Origin of the sequence: Arsukibacterium sp. (genome assembly GCF_041616895.1) — a bacterium.
Lineage (GTDB): Bacteria > Pseudomonadota > Gammaproteobacteria > Enterobacterales > Alteromonadaceae > Alishewanella.
Genome location: NZ_JBFJPY010000023.1, coordinates 17,684 through 37,905, shown reverse-complemented (window position 1 = coordinate 37,905; position 20,222 = coordinate 17,684). Strand labels below are relative to the sequence as shown.

The following is a 20,222-nucleotide window of genomic DNA, read 5'->3' as shown; positions in this document are numbered from 1 at the left end:
TAAGTTACCCGGCAAACAGGCAAGTTATTCTAGCAAGTAAGTGAGTTGCTTACTTTTACTGCAACATTTTAATCAGGTAGAGCCTTATGTTTTCTCAGTTACAAACGGTTGCCACTGACCCCATTCTTGGCTTGATGGCCGAATATAAAGCCGATCCGAACCCCAATAAGGTTGATTTAGGCGTCGGTGTTTATAAAGACGAGCAGGGTCATACCGCGGTTCTTAAGTGTGTAAAAGAAGCGGAAGCGCTGCGTTTACGCCAGGAAGACAGCAAAACCTATATTGGGATGGCGGGAGACCTGAATTTTAATTCGCACATTGAGAAACTGGCGTTCGGGCCGGCTCATCAGGTGTTACTGGCCAACCGGGTGACCTCGGCTCATACCCCCGGCGGTACCGGAGCTTTACGGGTAGCCGCTGAGTTCATCAAACGCGCCAACCCTAATGCGACTATTTGGGTAACGACCCCAACCTGGGCGAATCATATTTCGCTGTTTCAGGCAGCCGGTTTAAAAGTAAAAGAATACGCGTATTACGACTACACCAGCAAAGGCCTGCAAACCGAGCAAATGTTTGCTGATTTAAATACCATTCCTGCCGGTGATGTTGTATTGGTGCATGCCTGTTGTCACAACCCCAGTGGTATGGATTTAACCTTTGAACAATGGCAACGTTTTACTGCCATTGCTAAAGAGCGCGGCTTCACTCCGCTGGTTGACATGGCGTATCAAGGCTTCGGTAGTGGCCTGGATGAAGATGCGGCTGGTCTGCGCTATCTGGCTGATAACGTGCCAGAATTGCTGTTATGCAGCTCTTGTTCAAAAAACTTTGGCTTGTATCGTGAGCGGATTGGTGCCATCAGCATCGTGGCGACAGACAGCAAAGTCGCCGAAATTGCCCGGGTTAATTTACTCAGTGTGGTTCGCAGTATTTACTCCATGCCGCCAGCTCATGGCGCTATTATTGTTGGCCATATTCTGGACAGTCAGGAGCTGACCACCTTATGGCATCAGGAACTGGCAGAAATGCGTAACCGGATTAATGACTATCGGCAGCTCATTATCGATAAGCTGGCGGCTGAGGGGGTGACAGACGATTTCAGCTTTATTACCCGTCAGCATGGTATGTTTAGCTTCTTGGGGATCACTAAGGCGCAGATCGAACGCTTAAAAGCCGAATTCAGTGTTTATATGGTCGGTTCAAGCCGGGTTAGTATTGCTGGTTTAAACCATAGCAATATCGATTACTTTGCCAAATCCGTTGCCACCGTACTCAAAGGTTAACTGTGTGCGCGTAATGCGCTTGATAACCTAAGAGCCATCGGTGAAGTGAACCCGGTCTTTCAGAACCGCTATTGTGTCCAGATAGCGGTTTTTTTATTTCAGCAAACTGCTGAACAGCTGCCTGAACTTAGCCATTTTCGGGGCTATAATAACCTGACAGTAGCCTTGCTCAGGGTTTTGCAAAAAATAACCCTGATGGTAATCTTCAGCCGGATAAAAGGTGCTGGCCGGGCTTACTTCGGTCACTACCGGCCGGGCAAATCGTTGTTCGGCGGTTAGTTCGTCAATAATAGCCTTTGCCGTTTCGGCCTGCTGGTCACTGTGGGTAAATACTACCGAGCGATACTGAGTACCGGTATCGTTTCCCTGCCGATTAAGCTGGGTAGGGTCGTGCAATACAAAGAAGATCTGGCACAATTGCTCAAAGCTAATCTGCTGCGGGTTGAAGCTAACCTGCACCACTTCGGCGTGGCCCGTAGTACCGGTGCAAATACTGCGATAGTCCGGGTTTTTCGTGTGACCACCCATATAACCGCTCAGGGCTTGCTCTACGCCTTGCAGTTGGTTAAGTGCTGATTCCAGACACCAGAAACAGCCGGCACCAAAGGTGGCAATCTCGTTGCTCATGATTACTCCGTTAAGTTAGATTGCGCTAGTAGCGATCGGGATGTCTTAGCATAACGTAAGTTGCACGATAGTGGTTTGCAAATTAGGAAAGCTTTTTATGACGGTGGCAGTAATTGGTGCCGGGATGGCAGGGGCCGCAGCGGCCAGAACACTCCATCTGGCAGGTTGGCAGGTTGAGGTATTTGATAAAGGCCGTTCAGCTGGCGGCAGAATGAGCTCGAAACGGGTTGGCGGGCATTATCTGGATTTAGGCGCCCAATACTTTACTGCCCGCAGCGACTCATTTAACGAGCAGGTAAGTCAGTGGCGCGCTGCCAACGTTGTCAGCAACTGGCCCGCGTCATGTTATCGTTTTGAGCAGGGGCAGTTGCGCCAATCAGTTGATAATACTCTTCGTCTGGTCGGCAATCCTTCAATGCAGGCGCCGGTGAAAGCCTTGTTAGCAGATATTGCCGTGCATTTAGATTGCCGGATAAGCCGGCTGAGTCTTGTTGCTGACAAAAATGGACAGACAGGTGCGGGCTGGTACTTATTTGATGAACACAATCAACGTTTTGGCCCCTTTAAAGCACTTATACTAGCGTTACCACCGGTGCAACTGCACACCTTACTGACAACTGCCGTCGCTGCTGATGACGCGGCTGACCATGAGCTTGCTCCGATATTAAACCAGTTACAGGCCCACTCCCAGGCGTTGCTGCCATGCTGGGCGGTAAATTTACAGTTGGACAGGCCAGCACCAATTGATGCCGATGCCATTTTCGTTAAAGAAGGAAATATTAGCTGGCTGGCACGACAAAATAGTAAACCGGCCAGAGATAACAAGGCAGAAAACTGGTTAGTCCATTTTAGTCCGCAATGTTCAATTTTACATTTACACGCGAAACCGACGCAGATCGCGGCGCTGGCAAAGGCTGAGCTCGAGCTGATTTTTGACCTGCCGCTAAGCGTCACTGAGGCCATCTGCCATCGCTGGTTGTATGCCCAGATTAACCCGGCGGTTTGCCCGGCCGCACCTGATTATCATCCGGGGCTTAGGCTGGCGTTTGCCGGCGATTGGTTAAAAGGGGGGCGGGTCGAAAATGCCTGGTTAAGTGGTGTGGCTGTAGCAAAGGAGATTATAACGCATGGCTGAAAATATTCTTATTATTGGTGCCAGCAGTGGTATTGGCGCAGGTCTGGTTCAGCATTATTGTCAGAACGGTCATCAGGTTCAGGCAATTAGTCGCCAGCCACGTCCTGGGTCGATGGTAAGTGCCGACGTGAACTGGCTGTCGCCTGAGTCGAATCAAGCCAGTGATGCAGGCGAGCAAGCGGTTCACAAAGTGGTCGCTGAGGCCCTAAAAAACGAACCCACAATTATTTTTATCTGTCAGGGCTGGCTGCACGATAACCAGCATGGCCCGGAGAAAACGCTGCGGCAGCTGAACGCAGCACAAATGCACAAAAGTTTTGAAATTAACGTGTTACAGCCTGCGCTGTATTTAAAAGCATTATTCAGCTATTTAACCAGACAAACCGGCGTCAAGGTGCTGGTATTAAGTGCTAAGGTCGGTAGTATCTCTGATAATGAGTTAGGGGGCTGGTATAGCTATCGGCTTAGCAAAGCAGCAGTCAATATGCTGGTAAAAACCAGTAGCATTGAAATAGGCCGTTATAATAAAACCGCCTCGGTAGTAAGTTTACACCCTGGTACCACCGACACAGCGTTGTCAGCACCTTTCCAGGCTAATGTCCCCTCCGGCCAATTGCAAAGCAGTGCGGCTACCGCCAAAAGGCTGGCAGCAGTGGCTGGGGCGTTAACGCCCCAGCTCAGCGGTAAGCTGCTGAACTGGGATGGCGCCGTTTTACCTTATTAGCCTCAGCATGCGGGGGCAACACTGGTTTAACCCGCTGATTATTTAGTTCCTACCTCATCGGCAGCATGCTCGTCCGGCGCTTGCTGCTCAAGACGCTTCAGCTCAAGGCTGAGCGCTTTAGGCGAGCCAGTGTTGCGGGCAATCGCGATATACGTTACTGGCACCACATACAGCGTCAGCAAGGTGGCCAGCGCCACACCACAAAATATCACCATACCAATTACCATCCGGCTTTCAGAGCCAGGGCCGGTGGCGATAATCAGCGGTAAGCTACTCATAATGGTGGTAAAGCAAGTCATGGTGATGGGCCGCAAGCGCTGAATAGCTGCCCGACGGACAGATTCTTCAAATTCAATACCGGCGTCCCGCAACTGATTGGCAAACTCGACAATCAGAATACCATTTTTTGCCACCAGACCAATCAGCATAACCAGGCCAATCTGGCTATAGATATTCAGTGACATATCAAAGAAATACAGACCAGACAGCGCGCCTACCAAACCCAGTGGTACCGTGATCATAATCACCAAAGGGTGAATAAAGCTTTCAAACTGGGCAGCAAGTACCAGGTAAGTAATCATCAAGGCCAGTAAAAAGACTAACAAGGTTGACTCACCACTTTCCTGAAACAGTTGCGACTCGCCTTTGTAGTCAATTCCGACGGTGTCCTGTATTTCGGTTTGGACAATAGTTTCCAGGTACTCCAGTGCTTCTCCCAGGCTGTAGCCCGGTGCCAGACTGGCAGAGATAGTGATTGAACGCATCCGGTTATAGCGATTTAAAGCGGCAGAGGTTGCTTCTTCGCGCAAGGTAACCAGGTTATCCAGTGGAATTAACTGACCAGTACTGTCAGAGCGGATAAACACATCCTTGATGGAACCCGGGGCCTGAAAATCATCGTCCCAGCCTTCCAGAATAACATCATATTCGCGGCCCCGATCTAAGAATGTCGTCACCCGCCGTCCACCCAGCATCGCTTCCAACGCCCGGCCGATAGCACCAACAGAGATACCAAGATCACCGGCTCGTTCGGTGTTAATTTCGACCAACACCTGAGGCACCGTTTCTTTATAATCATGATCCAGCATCAGCAGGTTACGGTTTTCACTGGCTTTACTAATCACAGTATCGCGCCAGCGAGCCAGCTCTTCGTATGTATTGCCCTGCAACACAAACTGAACCGGCCGGCCGCCACCACCGCCGCCACCTAAACCGCTGCGCATAAAGGTGAAGGCTCGCACATCGGGTAATTCGTTAATCTTTGCCGCGACTTCAGGCATTAATTCGGCGGTGCGCCTCTTGCCATTATTCCAGTTTTCGGCACCGACGATGGCAATACCGCCGCTACCGCCCCAACCGGGAACCCGGATCAACAGCCGGTTAAATTCACCGTCTTCGTAGTAGGGCATCAGAATATCTTCAATTAGCCGCATATTACGGCTATTGCTCTGATAACTGGCACCTTCAGCCGGTGTCATTGAAATAAAGAAAGTACCGCGATCTTCGGTGGGAGCCAGTTCTGAGGGCAACATTTTTACCAGCTGGAAGCTGGCAGCAAAACACAGCGCCACCACCACCAATACCGGCCATCGGGTTTGGGTAACGACGTTAAGTTGCTTGCGGTAACCATTTTCCAGTTTGGCAAAACCCTGGTGCAGGGCGTGACCTAATTTCGACTCGCGTTTGCGATGCTGTAATAATTTGCTACATAACATCGGCGACAGGGTCAGCGCAGTAACGCTGGAGAACGCCACGGCGGCGGCAATTGCCAGGGCAAACTCAGTAAACAGTTTACCCAGCTGACCCTGCATAAATACCAGCGGCACAAATACTGAAATTAGCACCAGCGTCGTGGCAATAACGGCAAAGCCAACTTCCCTGGCACCGCGATAAGATGCCAGTAACGGCGCCTCGCCGCTTTCTATTCTGCGGTAAATATTTTCAAGCACGACGATAGAGTCATCAACAACCAGACCAATCGCCAGTACCATGGCCAGCAGGGTTAATAAGTTTATTGAAAAGTCGAGTGCAAACAGCACCGTTACCGCAGCAACCAGCGCCACCGGTACGGTAATAGCGGGAATAAAGGTGGCTCTGATATTGCCCAGGAACAGGAAGATAACCAGCACCACCATGCCCATTGCAATACCCAGTGTGTTATAAACCTCTTTGATCGACTCAGCGATAAACAGCGACGAGTCATAGCCTGGCTCTATGGTGGTTCCCTGCGGCAGCTGGGTTTTAATGCGTTCCATCTCGGCCCTGGCGCCCTTTACTACTTCCAGGGTATTGGCTTTAGACTGTTTAATAATGCCGATGCCCAGCAGGTTTTTACCATCACCGCGAAACTCACTTTCTTCATCCTCTGACGTGAGCATTACATCCGCAATTTCGCCAAGCCGCACCAGATAATTATTGTCACCACGTTTAATCACCAGCCGTCGGAAATCCTGCTCTGTTTTATAGGTCCGGATGACTCTTACGGTAAAATCCCGGTCAAATGATTTGATATTACCGGCGGGCAGCTCGACGTTCTCGTTGCGCAATACACTTTCGATATCCTGCACGGTAACGCCACGAGCTGCCATCGCATCGCGGTCCAGCCAGACACGCATAGCATAATCGCGTGAGCCACCTAATTGAATGCGGGCTACACCATCAACCACTGAAAAGCGCTCAACAATATAGCGGTTAGCGTAGTCAGTGAGCTCCAGCGTGGTCATATTTTCACTATTCAGCACAAACCAGGCTATGGTGTCTTCGTCAGCATTGGCTTTGGATACTTCTGGGGGATCAGCCTGGTCAGGCAGATTATTCAGGGCCCGTGATACTCTGTCCCGCACATCATTGGCGGCGGAGTCTATGTCGCGTTCAACGTTAAACTCTATGGTAATACTCGAGCGGCCATTGCGGCTGTTCGAACTAATACTTTTAATTCCCTCTACCCCGCTGATCCGGTCTTCCAGAACCTGAGTAATTTTGGTTTCAACAATTTCAGCGGAGGCGCCTGGGTAGTTGGTGTTAATACTGACAATAGGCGAGTCTATGTCAGGAAATTCGCGCAGTGGCAGCATGGTAAAACAGACAATACCGAACACCACCAGCAGCAGGTTAACAACGGTCGCAAAGACCGGACGCTTGACGGATAAATCTGATAACAGCATTATCGCGCTCCGACTCGGTTAATAACCTGGCCAGGCCTCAGCTTCTGAATGCCCTCAACCACAATTTCTTCACCTGCTGTCAGGCCTGCAACCACTTCTACCCAGCCCGGAATTCGCTGACCGACTTCAATTTCACGCTGGCTAACCGTGTTATCCGGGTTAACCACAAACACAAACTGCTTGTTTTGCTGGGGTATTAACGCCCGTTCAGATATTTGCAACGCAGGCACGTTAGCCAGCTCCACTTTAACATTCAGCAGCATACCGGGTCGCAACCGCAGATCGCTGTTGTCCAGGGTGGCATGCACCCGGATAGAGCGGGTTACCGGATCAAGCCTGGTATCAATAGCACTGACATCACCTTTAAAATCGACATTGCCATACGCAACGTTGGTCACATTTACCGGCATACCACGCTTAATCTCGGCCAGATAATGTTCCGCTACACTGAATTCAACTTTCAGGGTATTTAAGTCGTCCAGGGTGGTCAGCACCGTACCGGCGTTAACATAAGCGCCCTGACTAACCTGGCGCAGGCCAAGATAACCGTCAAAGGGTGCCCGAATGGTCAATTCATTCAATTGTGCTTTAGCAATATCGAGCTGCGCCAGGGTGGTATTGACCCGGGTTTGTTGTTCATCGAGCAGCGACTGGGCTGTTGCCTGAGTGGTAGCCAGATTCTCTAACCGCTGCAGCTGCCGGCGCTGATCGGTAAGTACTGCTGATAACTCGGTTACTCTGGCCAGCTGCTGCACGTTGTTCAGCCTGGCGATAATGTCGCCGGCTTTTACCTGCTTACCTTCCTGAACGTTTAACTCAATTAGAAAATCACTAACAGGAGCCACTATTTGTACTGAGTTATTGGCAATGCCACTGCCAAGCGAAGTAATTTGCCGGACTAATGGTTTTACCGATACTTCAGCTGTGCTGACGGCTACCGGTGTACCTGGGCCTCTGCCTGATACCGGGCTTTGTTGTTGCTGCCAATACAGATAGCCAAGAAACACGGCTAACGCTATCATGATTACCCAGATGAGACGTGAATGAGTTTTTGTCACAATGACTCCGCTTACTGCATAAAATACCCTGTGCGTATTGTATGTTTTAAATGGTGAAACAGATGCTCCGTTATCGCAATCACGGCGGCGTTGGTCGTATTCTGTGGTGCTTTTTGCTGATCCAGTATAACAGTTACCAGTGTACTGACCGATGAAGACCAGAAATTCACAGCTTACAATCAGCAAAGAGGGTTAAATGGAGCCACTTTTAGTCAGTCAGTCCAGTCATCAGGGCGGAGCCAGGTTGCTGTTATCTGGTCTCGGTGCCCTGATGGGCCTGCTAATATTTACCGCATTATTCGCCGAGCAGTTTAACTTGTGGCTGGCCCTGGCTTATATCGCTGCGGCCATGGCGATATTCCTTGGGTTTGCCAAACTGGCTGAGCCACGGCACTTTCTAAAATGTGATGAAGCTGGCGTTCACTTTTTTCATCGGTATGGCAGTTGGCTGCTACCATGGCACAGTTTTCAATACTGCGCTGTGCCGCAACTGGAACACCAGGATTTATCTTTTATCGGCTTTAAAGTAACTGACTACGATGTACTACTGCAGCCCTTGCGTTTGCGGCTGGCGGTGCGGCTGATGACTGAGCAGCGACCATTATTTATATCAGCAGTAAAACAGGGCTGTACGACAGGCCAGTGTGCCAGTGAGCTGTTATCAGAAAAGGATGTGTTTAGCACCAGGCATCACACTTATAATGGGGTGAAAGCCGTTTTTGGCCAGAGAATGCATCGTCTGGCGCAAGCCTGTGGCTTTGAAGTATTTGTAAGCAGTTCGCTCAGCGCAGAGCAAACGGCGGCGTTGTGTCAGCAAATTAATCAGCTGCGTCTGCAAATGATCCAGAATACAGCGACCTAGACACACTGCCGACTGTGTATCATAATAAGCTCAACCTCTTTTCTGGCAGGATGGTGCATGAACAGTTACGACAAAGCATTTCTGGTTAGCGGGCGTAATACGCTGATCCATAAAAATAAAAAATTAGATTTAATCGTAATCAATGACGATAACGATCCGCCGTTGATTATTACCCGGCATGGCGTAAAAATGTTTGAGGAATCGGTACCAACTAATAAGGTTGAAGCGAAAGAGCGTTATATGGAAATTGTTGATATTTCCAGTACTGATGTGTTTGGTGAAACCAAAACGTTGTTATTTGTCCAAGCGCTAAATAACAAAGAGTACAAGGTTGACTATAGCAAGACCGGTACAGATTTATTTATTCGGATCCATCAGGACAATTATATTTAGTTTTTTAGCCTCCCGAGCCCTGAAATACAGTAAGGGCTTGCCTTTCTGTTTGTTTTTTGCTTCATTAGACATCATACTTTTGTCGTAGTACAAGCAGACAACTTACATGAAATTTACTGAGCACAACAATACTATAAAAATAACGGTGCCGGTCTCGTTAACTCCTATCAGTGCGGCCGAAATTCAACAGCAGTTAATTCACCATGGCTTCGAGCGTTGCCTGGTGCTGCAAGATCAACTTACTAATCTGCTGGTCGAATACCAGCAAATTCAGCAAAAAATTAAAGAAAACATCGTTGCTGAGCACAGCAAGGAAATTAGTTTCCGGATTGCAGAAAAACGCAATGCTGAGCTTATCTTTGATATCAGCGAAGATAAAATGATGGCAACGGCGATTATTACTGCAGCCTGGGGCGGCGCGCCTATTTCAGCCAATGAGCTGGTTAAAAGTGCTCAGGCCACCGGTATTGTGTTTGGATTTAGTAAAGAGCAAATTATCAAACTGGTATCGTATGCTGCAAAAGCGGAGCCCGGTAGCAAAGTTAAATTACTGATCGCCCGGGGTAGGGTTATGGTGCCGGGTGCTAATTCCCGTTTCGAGCCTTTACTGGCCGAAATGGAAAGCCGTCGCAACCGGCCCGTTGTAACAACCGATGAGAAAGCAGATTTGCGTGATTTCGGGGTTATTCCTGCTATTAGAACCGGTGAAGCGATTATGCGCCGTCATCCTCCTACCGCAGGCGTGGCAGGTATGCTGGTTAGCGGTGAAATGATACCGGCCACGCCGGGGTTGCCGCTGGAATGGCAATTTGGCGAAGGCGTAGAGCTTGCACCAACTGACAAAGATTTATTGTTGGCCGCGAGGGATGGTCTGCCCCGGGTTATTGAAGCTGGTGCCACGGTTGACGAAGTTTTTACCGTTAAAAATGTTGATTTAGCCACCGGTCATATCGTATTTCGGGGCTCAGTTGTGGTTAATGGCAACGTGAGCGAGGGGATGAAAGTGGTCGCCGGAGGCAACGTCTTTATTAAAGGCATGGTTGAGGGCACGTTAATTGAGGCGGGCGGTGATATCACCATTAATGGTTCGGTAATTGGACATCAGCTGGCCCAGGCTGATCAGCAAAGCGAATACAGTACAGAATTAAAAGCCGCTGGGGATATTCAGTGCAATCTGGCCCAGTACAGCAGGATCAGCTGTGGCAGCAATCTTTATGTTAATAAACAGCTGATGCACTGCTCGGTTGATGCCGCCATTGTATATGCCGGGCCGGAAGATAACCCGAATGGTAAGCTGGTCGGTGGTTATTTTTATCTGGATCAGGGCTTGTTCTGCGGCAATCTGGGCGCGCCTTCCAGTAGTAGCGTTCTGGTAAAACTTAACCGGCAACTCGACCCTATTGTTGAGAAGCAAGAAGTATTGCGGGCCAGCGTGAGCATAGAGCGCACCGAAATGGAAGATTTGCGCCAGCAGCTGGAAAAACTGAAAAAAATTGAAGGTAATGCCCAGATTGAAATGCGCCGCCAAGAGCTGGTAGCCAAGTTTGAAGAGCATAAAGAACTGGCAGTATCGTTAATTAACGATATTAAAATTCTTGAAGCTCAGCGCCAGGAAAAGCTGGCGGAATTGCTTATTGTCGTGCGCCAGCAATTGTTTTCTGCCGTTGAAATTCATTTTGGCAAAGAACAGGTAAAAAGCCGGCGTGAATACGGGCCATCCAAAGTGGTGCTGGTTGACGGTCATCCGTCTATTGAGCCGCTGTAATGCCCAATACGCGACCAGCGGCAACTGCTATGCGGCATAAGGTAGTGCCAATACTCACTACTTCTATTAAGCTGTAACGGTGTGTGTTAAGAGATTGCGGTTGTGAAAAACCTGCTATTTGTATTATTACTGCTGTTTCCGGTTTCGGCGCTGGCAAATTGCAATATGGCGTTTCGCTATGGCTTAGTAATTGGCCCGGAACATATTTTGTTTGTGCAAAACACCCGCACCTATGTCCAGATTAATGACAATCGTCAGCTGTTTGTGGTGGGCGAATGGGTGCAGTTAAATGATGCCGATACCGAGTTGCTTGAACAATACAGCCAGGGCTTGCGTAAGTTTGTACCGGAAATCGTTAGCCTGGCGGTAGATGGTGTTGAGCTGGGGCTATCCAGTATTGAATCCATGTTATCCGGCCTTGGCAGTAAATCGCAGCAGGCCGAGTGGCAGGCACTAATCCGTGAAACGACCTTTCAGTTTATGTCGCGCTTTGTTCGCACCGGCGAGTATTTTTATCTGGCACCGCAGAGCCTGAATGAGCTTGACCACTTTTTAAACCGTGAATTAAAACCCCAGCTGAACAATTTAGCCCGCCATACCGTGGGGGCAGTGTGGGGCGCGTTGCGTGACGCGCTGCGTCAGTCCGACAGCAACTTTGAACGCACCGACAGCCAGGGGCTGGAGTCGGTCGAGCAGCTGGTAGACAACATTAGCTTTGGTTTGGATGAAAAGGCTATTGAGCTGGAAGCAAAATCTGCGCTGTTTTGCCAGCGGATGCGCGAGCTGGACGAAATTGAAACCAGCTTGCAACAGCGGATCCCGTTGCTAAGCCAGTATGATGTGGTTACCGAAAAAAACTAAGCTAACTGTCCTGACTATAAAATTACACTACGCCGTATTCATCGCGAAGTGCCGCCGGCATGGCATTATCCACTTCATCACTTATTGCATCCAGGGTTTTCTCTGCTTCATCCAGCGAGCTGACTTCTGCCACGTGAAATAACGCTTCACCCTCATTAACCAGCGGCAGGTTATTGCGACCTATTACCACGCCGTCAAAGGTTGCCGGTATCGCCACTTCAAAATCAGAGTAGGGCGAATAAATATGGGCCATAATATCGCCGGTTTTTACCGTTTGCCCCAGCGTGACATAGTAGCGGGCAATACCATCATGCTCTGCCCGCACCCAGCTGCTTTTTTTCGAAAATACTGAGCGGTTTTTCGGGGCTTTGGTTTTACCGCTAAGCATGCCTAAGTCCTGCATCACATTAACAATGCCACGCACCCCAATTTTAATTGACTGCTCGTCAAAGCGCAGTGCTTCACCTGCTTCGTACAGCAGCAGTGGAATGCCCAGATTGTTCGCGGTGCCGCGCATGGTACCATCACGACTGGCTGCTTTAATAATTACCGGCGCGTTAAACACCTCTGCCATGCGCAGGGCGGTTTTATCTTTAGCGCTGGCCCGCACTTGTGGCAGGTTTGCCCGGTGAATGGCACCTGTGTGCAGGTCAATGGCGTGGGTGCAGCATTTAAGAATTTTATCGGTAAACTGATGCGCCATTCTGCTACCCAGCGAGCCTTTTTCGCTGCCAGGGAAGCTACGGTTTAAGTCGCGTCGGTCGGGCAGGTAGCGGGATTGCTGGACAAAGCCGTAGGTATTGACAATCGGCACCACAATTAAGGTGCCTTTAATCCGGTTCAGCCGGGGTAATTTTAATAAGCGCCGGCAAATTTCCACACCATTAATTTCATCGCCATGTAACGCTGCTGTAATGAGTAATACCGGACCGTCCTGACGGCCATGAATAACATGGGCACCGATATTCAGTTCAGTGTGGGTGTACAACTTACCAAAGGGGATATCGACTACCGCCCTGCTACCGGCGGCTATTTTATCGCCCCCCAGGCTAAACGCTGCCCGATTTTCCATTAGCCTGTTCCTTTGGTTTTGGCATTGCGCCGAGTTTTATGGCTGGCCACTTTTTTCTCTAAAAAGCTGATAATTAACCCGGCGACATCTTTAGTCGTGGCGGTTTCAATGCCTTCCAGGCCGGGCGAGCTGTTCACTTCCATCACCACCGGGCCGTGGTTAGAGCGCAGTAAATCCACCCCGGCCACATTTAAGCCCATGGTTTTTGCTGCATGCACTGCGGTACTGCGCTCTTCTGGGGTTAAGCGCACGACAGTGGCAGACCCACCGCGGTGTAAATTAGAGCGAAATTCGCCCTCTTTTGCCTGGCGTTTCATGGCCGCTACAATTTTATCGCCTACTACAAAGCAGCGGATATCCGCGCCCTTGGCTTCTTTTATATATTCCTGCACTAGGATGTTGGCATTAAGGCCCATAAAGGCCTCGATCACACTCTCGGCTGCGGTGCGGGTTTCCGCCAGTACGACGCCAATGCCCTGAGTACCTTCCAGCAGTTTAATTACTAGCGGCGCGCCGCCCACCATATCAATTAAATCGGGGATATCACCGGGTTTGTCAGCAAAGCCGGTGATCGGCAAACCAATGCCCTGACGGGCCAGTAACTGCATTGACCGCAACTTGTCGCGGGCCCGGCCAATGGCAACCGACTCATTCAGTGAATACACGCCCATCATTTCAAACTGGCGCAGTACCGCCGTGCCATAAAACGTAATAGAAGCACCAATACGGGGGATCACGGCATCAAAGCCATCTAATACCTGGCCCTTGTAATGAATAGAAGAGTTAGTACGATTAATGTTCATGTAGCACATTAGAGGGTCGATAACCTGAACCTGATGACCAGCAGCTTCGGCCGCAGCAACCAGCCGTTTGGTCGAATACAATTCAGCGTTTCGCGATAATATCGCAATTTTCATGCAGGCTCCGTAGCAGTAATAAATGTGGGGCTGGCCGGTGTGCCCGATAAAACAGCCATTAAAATGAGCAGTAGCGCGTTAAGCCATTAAAAACAAAGACCCCAGGCCTAAAAACGCAAAAAAACCGACGACATCAGTCACGGTGGTTAAAATAACCGAGCCAGACAGCGCCGGGTCTATATTCAGCTTTTCCAGCCAGATAGGAATAAATACTCCGGAAATGGCTGCCGCGATGATATTGATCACAATCGCCAGGCCAATTACCCCGCCAATAATCCAGTCACCGAACCAAAAATAGGTAGTAACAGCAATAACCAGCGCCCATAACACGCCATTAATCGCCCCGACCCCCAGCTCTTTGCGAAATAGCATCATGTAGGTACGAGGCGTTATTTGCTCCAGCGCCAGACCACGGATCATCAGCGTCAGGGTCTGGCTGCCCGCGATACCGCCCATACTGGCCACGATTGGCATTAACACCGCCAAGGCCACCACTTGTTGCAAGGTGGCTTCAAACAAACCAATGGTCCAGGCGGCCAGAAACGCCGTCAGCAGATTAATGCCCAGCCATAACGCCCGGCGTTTAGCGCTGTCAAAAATCGGCGCAAATAAATCTTCTTCTTCATCCAGACCGGCGGTATGCATAAACTGACTTTCCAGTGCCCGGCGCACGTTTTCCAGCGCTTCACCGATTGACAACCTGCCAAGCAATTTGTCGTCAGTATCTACCACGGCCAGTGCGGTGTAGCCAGAGCGCGATACAATTTCAGAGCCCTGATCCAGTTCCATCTCGCCGGTTACCACGGGAGCCTCTTTGTCCAGAAAGTTTTCTACCGGTAAATGGCTGGGTTGGCCTAATAATGCGGTTGCATGCACTAAGCCGGCGTAGCGGCCGGTGCGGTCAATCACAAACAGCGCATCCTGATACTCGGCGTCGTCAGCCAGTTTACGAAACATTCTTATTGCATCACGTACCTTGGCGTTTTTATTGATAATCAATAAATCATGGTCGGCATAACGACCACACTGATCTTCGCTATAGGTTAGTGCTGTTTCTAACCAGCTGCGCTGGCTGGCATCCAGCCGGGAACAGGCGTAGGCATAAATACGTTGGGGTAATTCGTCAAGTAACTCAATTAAATCATCAACCTCCATGCCCTCTACCAGGCTGCGCAGTTGTTGCTCATCAAGTTGCTTAAAAATATTGTCCCGAGCGTCTACCCGCATATAGGTCAGGGCGGCAACCTGGTCATCCGGATGCAGGTCAAGCCAGGTGCTAACCCGTTGCTCAACCGGCATCGCTTCAAGTACGAGCGCTATCTCTTCCGGCTCCAATTGGCTGATTTTTTCAATCAGCGAACTGCTGTCCTCATCGGTAAAGCTGCCGCGGACTATGTCCTCAATATCCAGTAGCGGGTTATCTGCCATTATAAATCCTTATTACCACCAGTTTTTAAACTTAAACCAGAACAAGCCGCCTATCCCCAGTATGGCCATGGCCAGTAACGCATAAAAGTAACCATGGGGGTTGGCTAATTCCGGTATGTTAACAAAGTTCATTCCGTATAAACCGGCAATAAAGGTTAGCGGTATAAATATGGTGCTAACCATAGTCAGTACTTTCATTCTTTCGTTAATCTGATGTGAAGTAGTCGACATATACCCTTCAACCAAATCGCTCAGCTGATCGTAGTACAAATCGGTCATACTGTGCAGCCGTTCAAACTTTTCATAAAAATCGCGGACATCCGGCGCATTAAATTGTTGCAGCAAAGGGTTTTGCTGTTCATATAGGGCGTCAGCGAAAATGTCTTTCTGATATGCCAGGTTGCGGTTGATTTTCCGAAGTACCGAGCGGTAGCGCATCATCATCGCCATTTGCTCGTCGTTGCCCCGCTGCAACATGTTATCTTCCAGCTCGCTTAACACATCCTCAAAGGCAATCAGTTTTTCCAGGTAGCTACCTGACACGGTTAAAATAAGTTGTTTTACCCAGTCGGTAACGGCCAGGTTTTGGCCTGCCGCAATTTTTGGGGTAAGTTGTTCCAACAAGCTAGCGCTGTGACAACGCACCAGACTTATCAAAACCTGCTTAGAGTATAACAAGTTAACCTGAGCACTGCTGCTGTATTCGCTAAAATCAGGGTCGGCATAGCCCCGCATAATCAGCAAACTAAATTCGGGCTGAGTTTCCAGTTTCGGCGGGTGGCGCTGCCGGCTGAAGTCTTCTGCCAGAGTAGGGGCAATGGCAAAGCGTCGAAGTACCTGTTGCAGCTCTTCCGGGCTGGCGTCATTAAGGTTAAGCCACACTCTGGCATCGGCACTTAGCTGGGCTGGTAATTTGGCAAAATTTATTTGCTGCCAGCTCTGAGTTTCGGGTTCAAAATAATTGAGCAAAATCATGTTGTTTCTCCAGCGCCCGCAGCATCTTCTTCAGGTTGTCAGCATACTAACAAACCACGGTGCCGGGCAAATGACTTACGCAATTAACACCTGCAACACCGCGCTGACGCTCAGAAAATCGCCATAAACTGAGTGGTTTATATACAATGTGGTTGCTTGACAGTTTTTAGCTGCAGCATGCGATGCGCAAACTCGAAATATACTGAAAAAAATGTTACAAACTGAAAATGCTTGATTTACATTCAAGTACAAGAATAGACTCAGCTTACTAAAAAGTGCAAAGGAAGTTTTGCTACATAAATTTCAGGAGAATAAGATGAAAGACTTATCAGCCAGGCAATGGCTTTGGACGTTACTGGTTGTTATGCCAGTGAGCTTTTACGTCGTTGAGCTTTTTGCAGGTGATGCCCAGCCAACGATATTCTCTGCGATGTCATATATTATTTCTGCCGTTTTGGGTGTTTTATTAGCTTATGGGCTGTTTAGCAAAGGCCTGGTTAAGATCAGCCACTTCAACGGTTTTAACTTATTAGCGTTCGTTATCATTATGGCGCTTGTTCTCTTGTTTGCGCTGCTGGTCAGTTTTATTGGTATACACCAATTAGGTATCTTAATTTTCAAGACGGTTATTTTAACGTTCAGTTCATCCGCGCTGGTGCTGGCCTTTGGCAGCAAGCGCAGTGAAAAGATATAACAGGCCGGGCAGAAAACGATGACTGACGCATATCAAACCAATACTAAGGTTGAGTGGGACTGGGGCAACGGCACGGCCGAGGGCTATACCCGGGAAGTGTTCCGAAATAAAATAACCAGGAGCATAAAGGGTACCGAGGTAACCAGAGTTGCCAGTGACGACGACCCGGCTTATCTGATTGAGCAATCAGACGGCGACCAGGCCCTAAAACTGCATTCAGAAATTCGCAAAAGCAAGTAATTGAGTTCTGGCAATTTGGATTGCCCTGATCACTTTTTCGGGTGTCAGGGCGACGATATTGTCAGGTCAACGCATGTTAGGGGTGGCGGCATTTTAGGTGCCGAACTTCTCGTGTTGGCCTAAGTCGGGCTGCTCACCTTTCATTTTAGCGGTAACGGTTTTAACGCTTTTTACCATGGCACTGCTGCTACTGTCCCAGTGCTCGCCTTTATGGATTTTAATTTCCAGCATGCCGACATTAGCTGCGTTTTTGCTTTGCGGGAACCAGGCTGCCACAAACGAATTCCAGTATTTGTCTACCAGTGTTTTGTTCTGAATGGCGCGGCCGGTGCCGGTTAGGGAAACAAAGGTTTGACTATCTGGATCGGCGAAAGCCAGGCAAACCTCACTGTCGCGTTCCAGCTCCAGTACTTTTTCAGACTCAAGGTCAGTATAAAACCATAAGGTGCCATCATATTCATCCTGCACCAGTACCATCGGGCGGGAGCGCAGTTCGCCGCCATGCAGCGTGGTCAACATACCGGTTTTGATATTTTTGATAAGATCCCAGATTTTCTGCTTATGTTCTGGACTAGACATTGCTCCTCCTAGTGTTTCAAAATGACGTAAAGTGCATGAATAATGCCGGGTATAAAGCCTAACAGGGTAAGCAGAATGCTCAGCCAGAAATGACCTTTCAGGCCAACCTCGAGAAACACACCCAGTGGCGGCAGGATTATTGCGAAGATAATTTTAATTGGGTCGGTAGCGGTAACGGCCATATCATTATTCCTTTATATAGTGTGCGATCTTTACCTGTAATAAGTAACAAGCATTATTTGTGCCGTGAGTACCATGCGTGCTTTATTTGTTATAGCTCACCGCCACTGTATGCACTGCAACACTTGTGAGCGTTGGTGTTTAGCTATAGTCGCTGAAGTTCAATAATAGTTATTAATTGAAGCTGACGTAATGGCGACTGCGGTCAGTTCTATTTAAGTTACATCCGGTAGATTCATTTTTGTAAACTTTACAGGTAAGAACAAAATAAGCGGAATAACTGCATCGGTAATAAAAAAGCCGGGCAGGGATACTGTCCGGCTTTGTAGCTTTCAGAGTCACTATAACCATAGCGTTTGCCAGGTCTGATAACGTCGTTAGTCGCCTTTGGCAGCGGCAATATATTCGTCTACTAGTTGCTCCAGCACATCTAACGGTACGGCACCATTGCGTAACACCACATCGTGAAAATCACGAATATCGAAGCGATCGCCCAATGCTGTTCTGGCCTTTTCGCGCAGTTCCAGCATTTTTATCATGCCAATTTTATAGGCGGTAGCCTGGCCTGGCATTACAATGTAGCGCTCTATTGCTTTGGTCGCATCGGTTACCGAGTTAGGCGTATTCTCTACCAGGTAATCGATGGCTTGCTCGCGGGGCCACTCTTTAGCGTGGATACCGGTGTCGACCACCAGCCGACAGGCGCGCCATAACTCCATAGCCAGCCGGCCAAAGTCAGAGTAGGGGTTTTGGTATAAGCCAATATCTTTTGGCAATACCTCGCTGTACAGGCCCCAGCCTTCAATGTAGGCGGTGTAACCACCGAAGCGGCGAAACTTTGGCATGTCTTCCAGCTCCTGGCCAATGGCCAGCTGCATATGGTGGCCCGGAATACCTTCATGATACGCCAACGCCTCTAACTGGTAAGTGGGCATATCCTGCATTTGGTAAAGATTAGCGTAATACACCCCAGGGCGGCTGCCATCCATTGACGGGCGCTGATAAAATGCTTTGCCGGCGCTTTTCTCGCGAAACGGTTCTACCGCTTTTACAATCATATCGGCGTTAGGTTTTACCCGGAATAAATCATCCAGCCGGCCTTTCATATCGTCGATAACCCGGGTAGCTTCTGCCAGATAAGCAGCACGGCCTTCATCAGTGTCGGGGTAGTAAAACTGTGGATCTTCGCGCATAAACACGAAAAATTCTGCCAGGCTGCCATCGAACTTGACCTGCTGCATAATGGCGCGCATTTCATCATGAATGCGGGCCACTTCACTCAGCCCTAACTGATGAATTTCCTCGGCGGTTAAATCGGTAGTGGTGATCCGCTCCAGCCGGTGTTTATAAAACGCAGCGCCGTCTTGAAAGCGCCATACACCATCATCGGTAGTGGCGTGTTGCTGCAGAGTTTGCAGATAGCTGATCAGGCTTTGGTAGGCAGGACCAACACTGGTTAACAACGCTACGTTCGCTTCGTCCAGCAATAGTTTTTCTTCAGCTTCACTGAGTGCTAATGCTTTAAGCTTTTTCTTATAATCTGCCAGCAGGGTGCTGTCATCGCCCTGATTAAACGGCGCGCCCGTTATGACGTTCTGACTGGCGCTGATCACATGTTTAAACACAAACTCGGGGATGATAATGCCTTTTTCCGCACGCTCCGTCAGTTGTTGCTGTAGCTGACTGAACAGCAGTGGCACGTTGTTCAGGCGGCTGATATAGGCTTTAGCATCACTGACGTCATCAATTTTATGCTGGTTGATCAATAGTGAAGGCACTAAAGAATGAATGCCGTACATTTGATTAACCGGATAACTGTGAAAGCGCCATTTACTGTCATTCAGCGTGTTTTGTAAATCTTGTTTTAGCAGCTGATAACTTAATGCGGTATTCGGTTCCAGCGTGGCCGGGTCGATAGCACTTAGCAGGTCAAGGTGATTCCGCACCATCGCCAGTTCAGCCTGATAAGCGGCGTCGCTTAAATCCTGCCATTTGTCATAGTCGTCTTTGATACCAAGCCGGGTTTGCAGCACCGGATCCAGGCGCACCCGATCCATATAAATTTGTTCAAAAAGTTGATTCGCCTGCTCATTAACATCAAGCTGGGCAGCTGCGGTTTGCTCAGCAGTAAGCCCTGGCTGGCTGGTTTTCGGACCACAGCCACCAAGCAGCGCCAGGCTGACAGCAAGGGGAATAAGCGCAAGGGAGCGAAAGGTTGTTTTTTTCATAGTAGGTCCTGTGTTGTCGTCGTAAAACGGTGCCTCT

At 49.2% G+C, this 20,222-nt stretch carries 19 protein-coding genes; 9 read left to right on the top strand and 10 right to left on the bottom strand.

The features are described from left to right. The first annotated feature begins 86 nt into the window (after positions 1–86). The gene (locus ABY802_RS06140; protein WP_372626141.1) at positions 87–1,283 is read left to right on the top strand and encodes an aromatic amino acid transaminase; all 1,197 of its coding nucleotides are present in this window, start codon (positions 87–89) and stop codon (positions 1,281–1,283) included. A gap of 93 nt (positions 1,284–1,376) precedes the next feature. Here ABY802_RS06140 and msrA read toward each other — a convergent pair whose 3' ends face one another. Next, complete coding sequence (msrA, locus tag ABY802_RS06135; protein WP_372626140.1) at positions 1,377–1,910, bottom strand: peptide-methionine (S)-S-oxide reductase MsrA; 534 nt, start codon at positions 1,908–1,910, stop codon at positions 1,377–1,379. Positions 1,911–2,007: 97 nt separating this feature from the next. Here msrA and ABY802_RS06130 point away from each other — a divergent pair, with 97 nt between their 5' ends. After that, on the top strand, positions 2,008–3,045 hold the full coding sequence (locus tag ABY802_RS06130; RefSeq protein WP_372626139.1) for an NAD(P)/FAD-dependent oxidoreductase: 1,038 nt from the start codon (positions 2,008–2,010) through the stop codon (positions 3,043–3,045). Then, complete coding sequence (locus tag ABY802_RS06125; RefSeq protein WP_372626138.1) at positions 3,038–3,769, top strand: SDR family NAD(P)-dependent oxidoreductase; 732 nt, start codon at positions 3,038–3,040, stop codon at positions 3,767–3,769. Before ABY802_RS06130 ends, ABY802_RS06125 begins: the two co-directional genes overlap by 8 nt. Before the next feature lie 38 nt (positions 3,770–3,807). Here the strand turns inward: ABY802_RS06125 and ABY802_RS06120 are convergent, their stop codons facing one another. Both ABY802_RS06120 and ABY802_RS06115 read right to left on the bottom strand, forming a co-directional pair. Continuing rightward, positions 3,808–6,933 (bottom strand): efflux RND transporter permease subunit, encoded by a 3,126-nt coding sequence (locus ABY802_RS06120; protein ID WP_372626137.1) that lies wholly within the window; start codon positions 6,931–6,933, stop codon positions 3,808–3,810. Further along, positions 6,933–7,991, bottom strand: coding sequence for an efflux RND transporter periplasmic adaptor subunit (locus ABY802_RS06115; protein WP_372626136.1), 1,059 nt, complete (start codon positions 7,989–7,991; stop codon positions 6,933–6,935). The genes ABY802_RS06120 and ABY802_RS06115 overlap by 1 nt, the downstream gene beginning before the upstream one ends. 196 nt (positions 7,992–8,187) lie before the next feature. On the opposite strand from ABY802_RS06115, the gene ABY802_RS06110 reads away from it, so the two are divergent. The 4 genes from ABY802_RS06110 (at position 8,188) to ABY802_RS06095 (ending at position 11,872) form a co-directional block, all read left to right on the top strand. Next, positions 8,188–8,853: a DUF2982 domain-containing protein gene (locus ABY802_RS06110; RefSeq protein WP_372626135.1), complete on the top strand. Its 666-nt coding sequence runs from the start codon at positions 8,188–8,190 to the stop codon at positions 8,851–8,853. Positions 8,854–8,910: 57 nt separating this feature from the next. After that, the gene (locus ABY802_RS06105) at positions 8,911–9,246 is read left to right on the top strand and encodes a hypothetical protein (protein WP_372626134.1); all 336 of its coding nucleotides are present in this window, start codon (positions 8,911–8,913) and stop codon (positions 9,244–9,246) included. A 106-nt stretch (positions 9,247–9,352) separates the two neighbouring features. Beyond that, positions 9,353–11,011 (top strand): DUF342 domain-containing protein, encoded by a 1,659-nt coding sequence (locus ABY802_RS06100; protein ID WP_372626133.1) that lies wholly within the window; start codon positions 9,353–9,355, stop codon positions 11,009–11,011. A gap of 102 nt (positions 11,012–11,113) precedes the next feature. Then, a complete protein-coding gene (locus tag ABY802_RS06095; protein WP_372626132.1) occupies positions 11,114–11,872 on the top strand; it encodes a DUF2884 family protein in 759 nt (252 codons plus the stop codon). A gap of 22 nt (positions 11,873–11,894) precedes the next feature. Here the strand turns inward: ABY802_RS06095 and ABY802_RS06090 are convergent, their stop codons facing one another. From ABY802_RS06090 to ABY802_RS06075, 4 genes are all read right to left on the bottom strand, one after another. Then, positions 11,895–12,944: a succinylglutamate desuccinylase/aspartoacylase family protein gene (locus ABY802_RS06090; protein ID WP_372626131.1), complete on the bottom strand. Its 1,050-nt coding sequence runs from the start codon at positions 12,942–12,944 to the stop codon at positions 11,895–11,897. Next, positions 12,944–13,861, bottom strand: a complete 918-nt coding sequence (gene rimK / locus ABY802_RS06085) for a 30S ribosomal protein S6--L-glutamate ligase (protein WP_372626130.1) — start codon at positions 13,859–13,861, stop codon at positions 12,944–12,946. Before rimK ends, ABY802_RS06090 begins: the two co-directional genes overlap by 1 nt. Positions 13,862–13,939: 78 nt before the next feature. Further along, positions 13,940–15,289: a magnesium transporter gene (mgtE, locus tag ABY802_RS06080; protein ID WP_372626129.1), complete on the bottom strand. Its 1,350-nt coding sequence runs from the start codon at positions 15,287–15,289 to the stop codon at positions 13,940–13,942. A gap of 12 nt (positions 15,290–15,301) precedes the next feature. Beyond that, positions 15,302–16,264, bottom strand: a complete 963-nt coding sequence (locus tag ABY802_RS06075) for a magnesium transporter CorA family protein (protein ID WP_372626128.1) — start codon at positions 16,262–16,264, stop codon at positions 15,302–15,304. Positions 16,265–16,580: 316 nt separating this feature from the next. Here ABY802_RS06075 and ABY802_RS06070 point away from each other — a divergent pair, with 316 nt between their 5' ends. Further along, entirely contained in the window at positions 16,581–16,958 is a 378-nt protein-coding gene (locus tag ABY802_RS06070) for a hypothetical protein (protein ID WP_372626127.1), read from the top strand. A gap of 18 nt (positions 16,959–16,976) precedes the next feature. Then, positions 16,977–17,198 (top strand): DUF2945 domain-containing protein, encoded by a 222-nt coding sequence (locus tag ABY802_RS06065; RefSeq protein WP_372626126.1) that lies wholly within the window; start codon positions 16,977–16,979, stop codon positions 17,196–17,198. Positions 17,199–17,291: 93 nt separating this feature from the next. On the opposite strand, the gene ABY802_RS06060 is transcribed toward ABY802_RS06065, so the two are convergent. From ABY802_RS06060 to ABY802_RS06050, 3 genes are all read right to left on the bottom strand, one after another. Continuing rightward, positions 17,292–17,777 carry a pyridoxamine 5'-phosphate oxidase family protein gene (locus ABY802_RS06060; protein ID WP_372626125.1) on the bottom strand — a complete coding sequence of 162 codons (486 nt, stop codon included), beginning with the start codon at positions 17,775–17,777 and terminating at the stop codon, positions 17,292–17,294. A gap of 8 nt (positions 17,778–17,785) precedes the next feature. Continuing rightward, positions 17,786–17,959, bottom strand: coding sequence for a YqaE/Pmp3 family membrane protein (locus tag ABY802_RS06055; protein WP_290612457.1), 174 nt, complete (start codon positions 17,957–17,959; stop codon positions 17,786–17,788). Between the two features lie 375 nt (positions 17,960–18,334). Then, positions 18,335–20,185 carry a DUF885 family protein gene (locus tag ABY802_RS06050; RefSeq protein WP_372626124.1) on the bottom strand — a complete coding sequence of 617 codons (1,851 nt, stop codon included), beginning with the start codon at positions 20,183–20,185 and terminating at the stop codon, positions 18,335–18,337. Positions 20,186–20,222 lie beyond the last annotated feature (37 nt).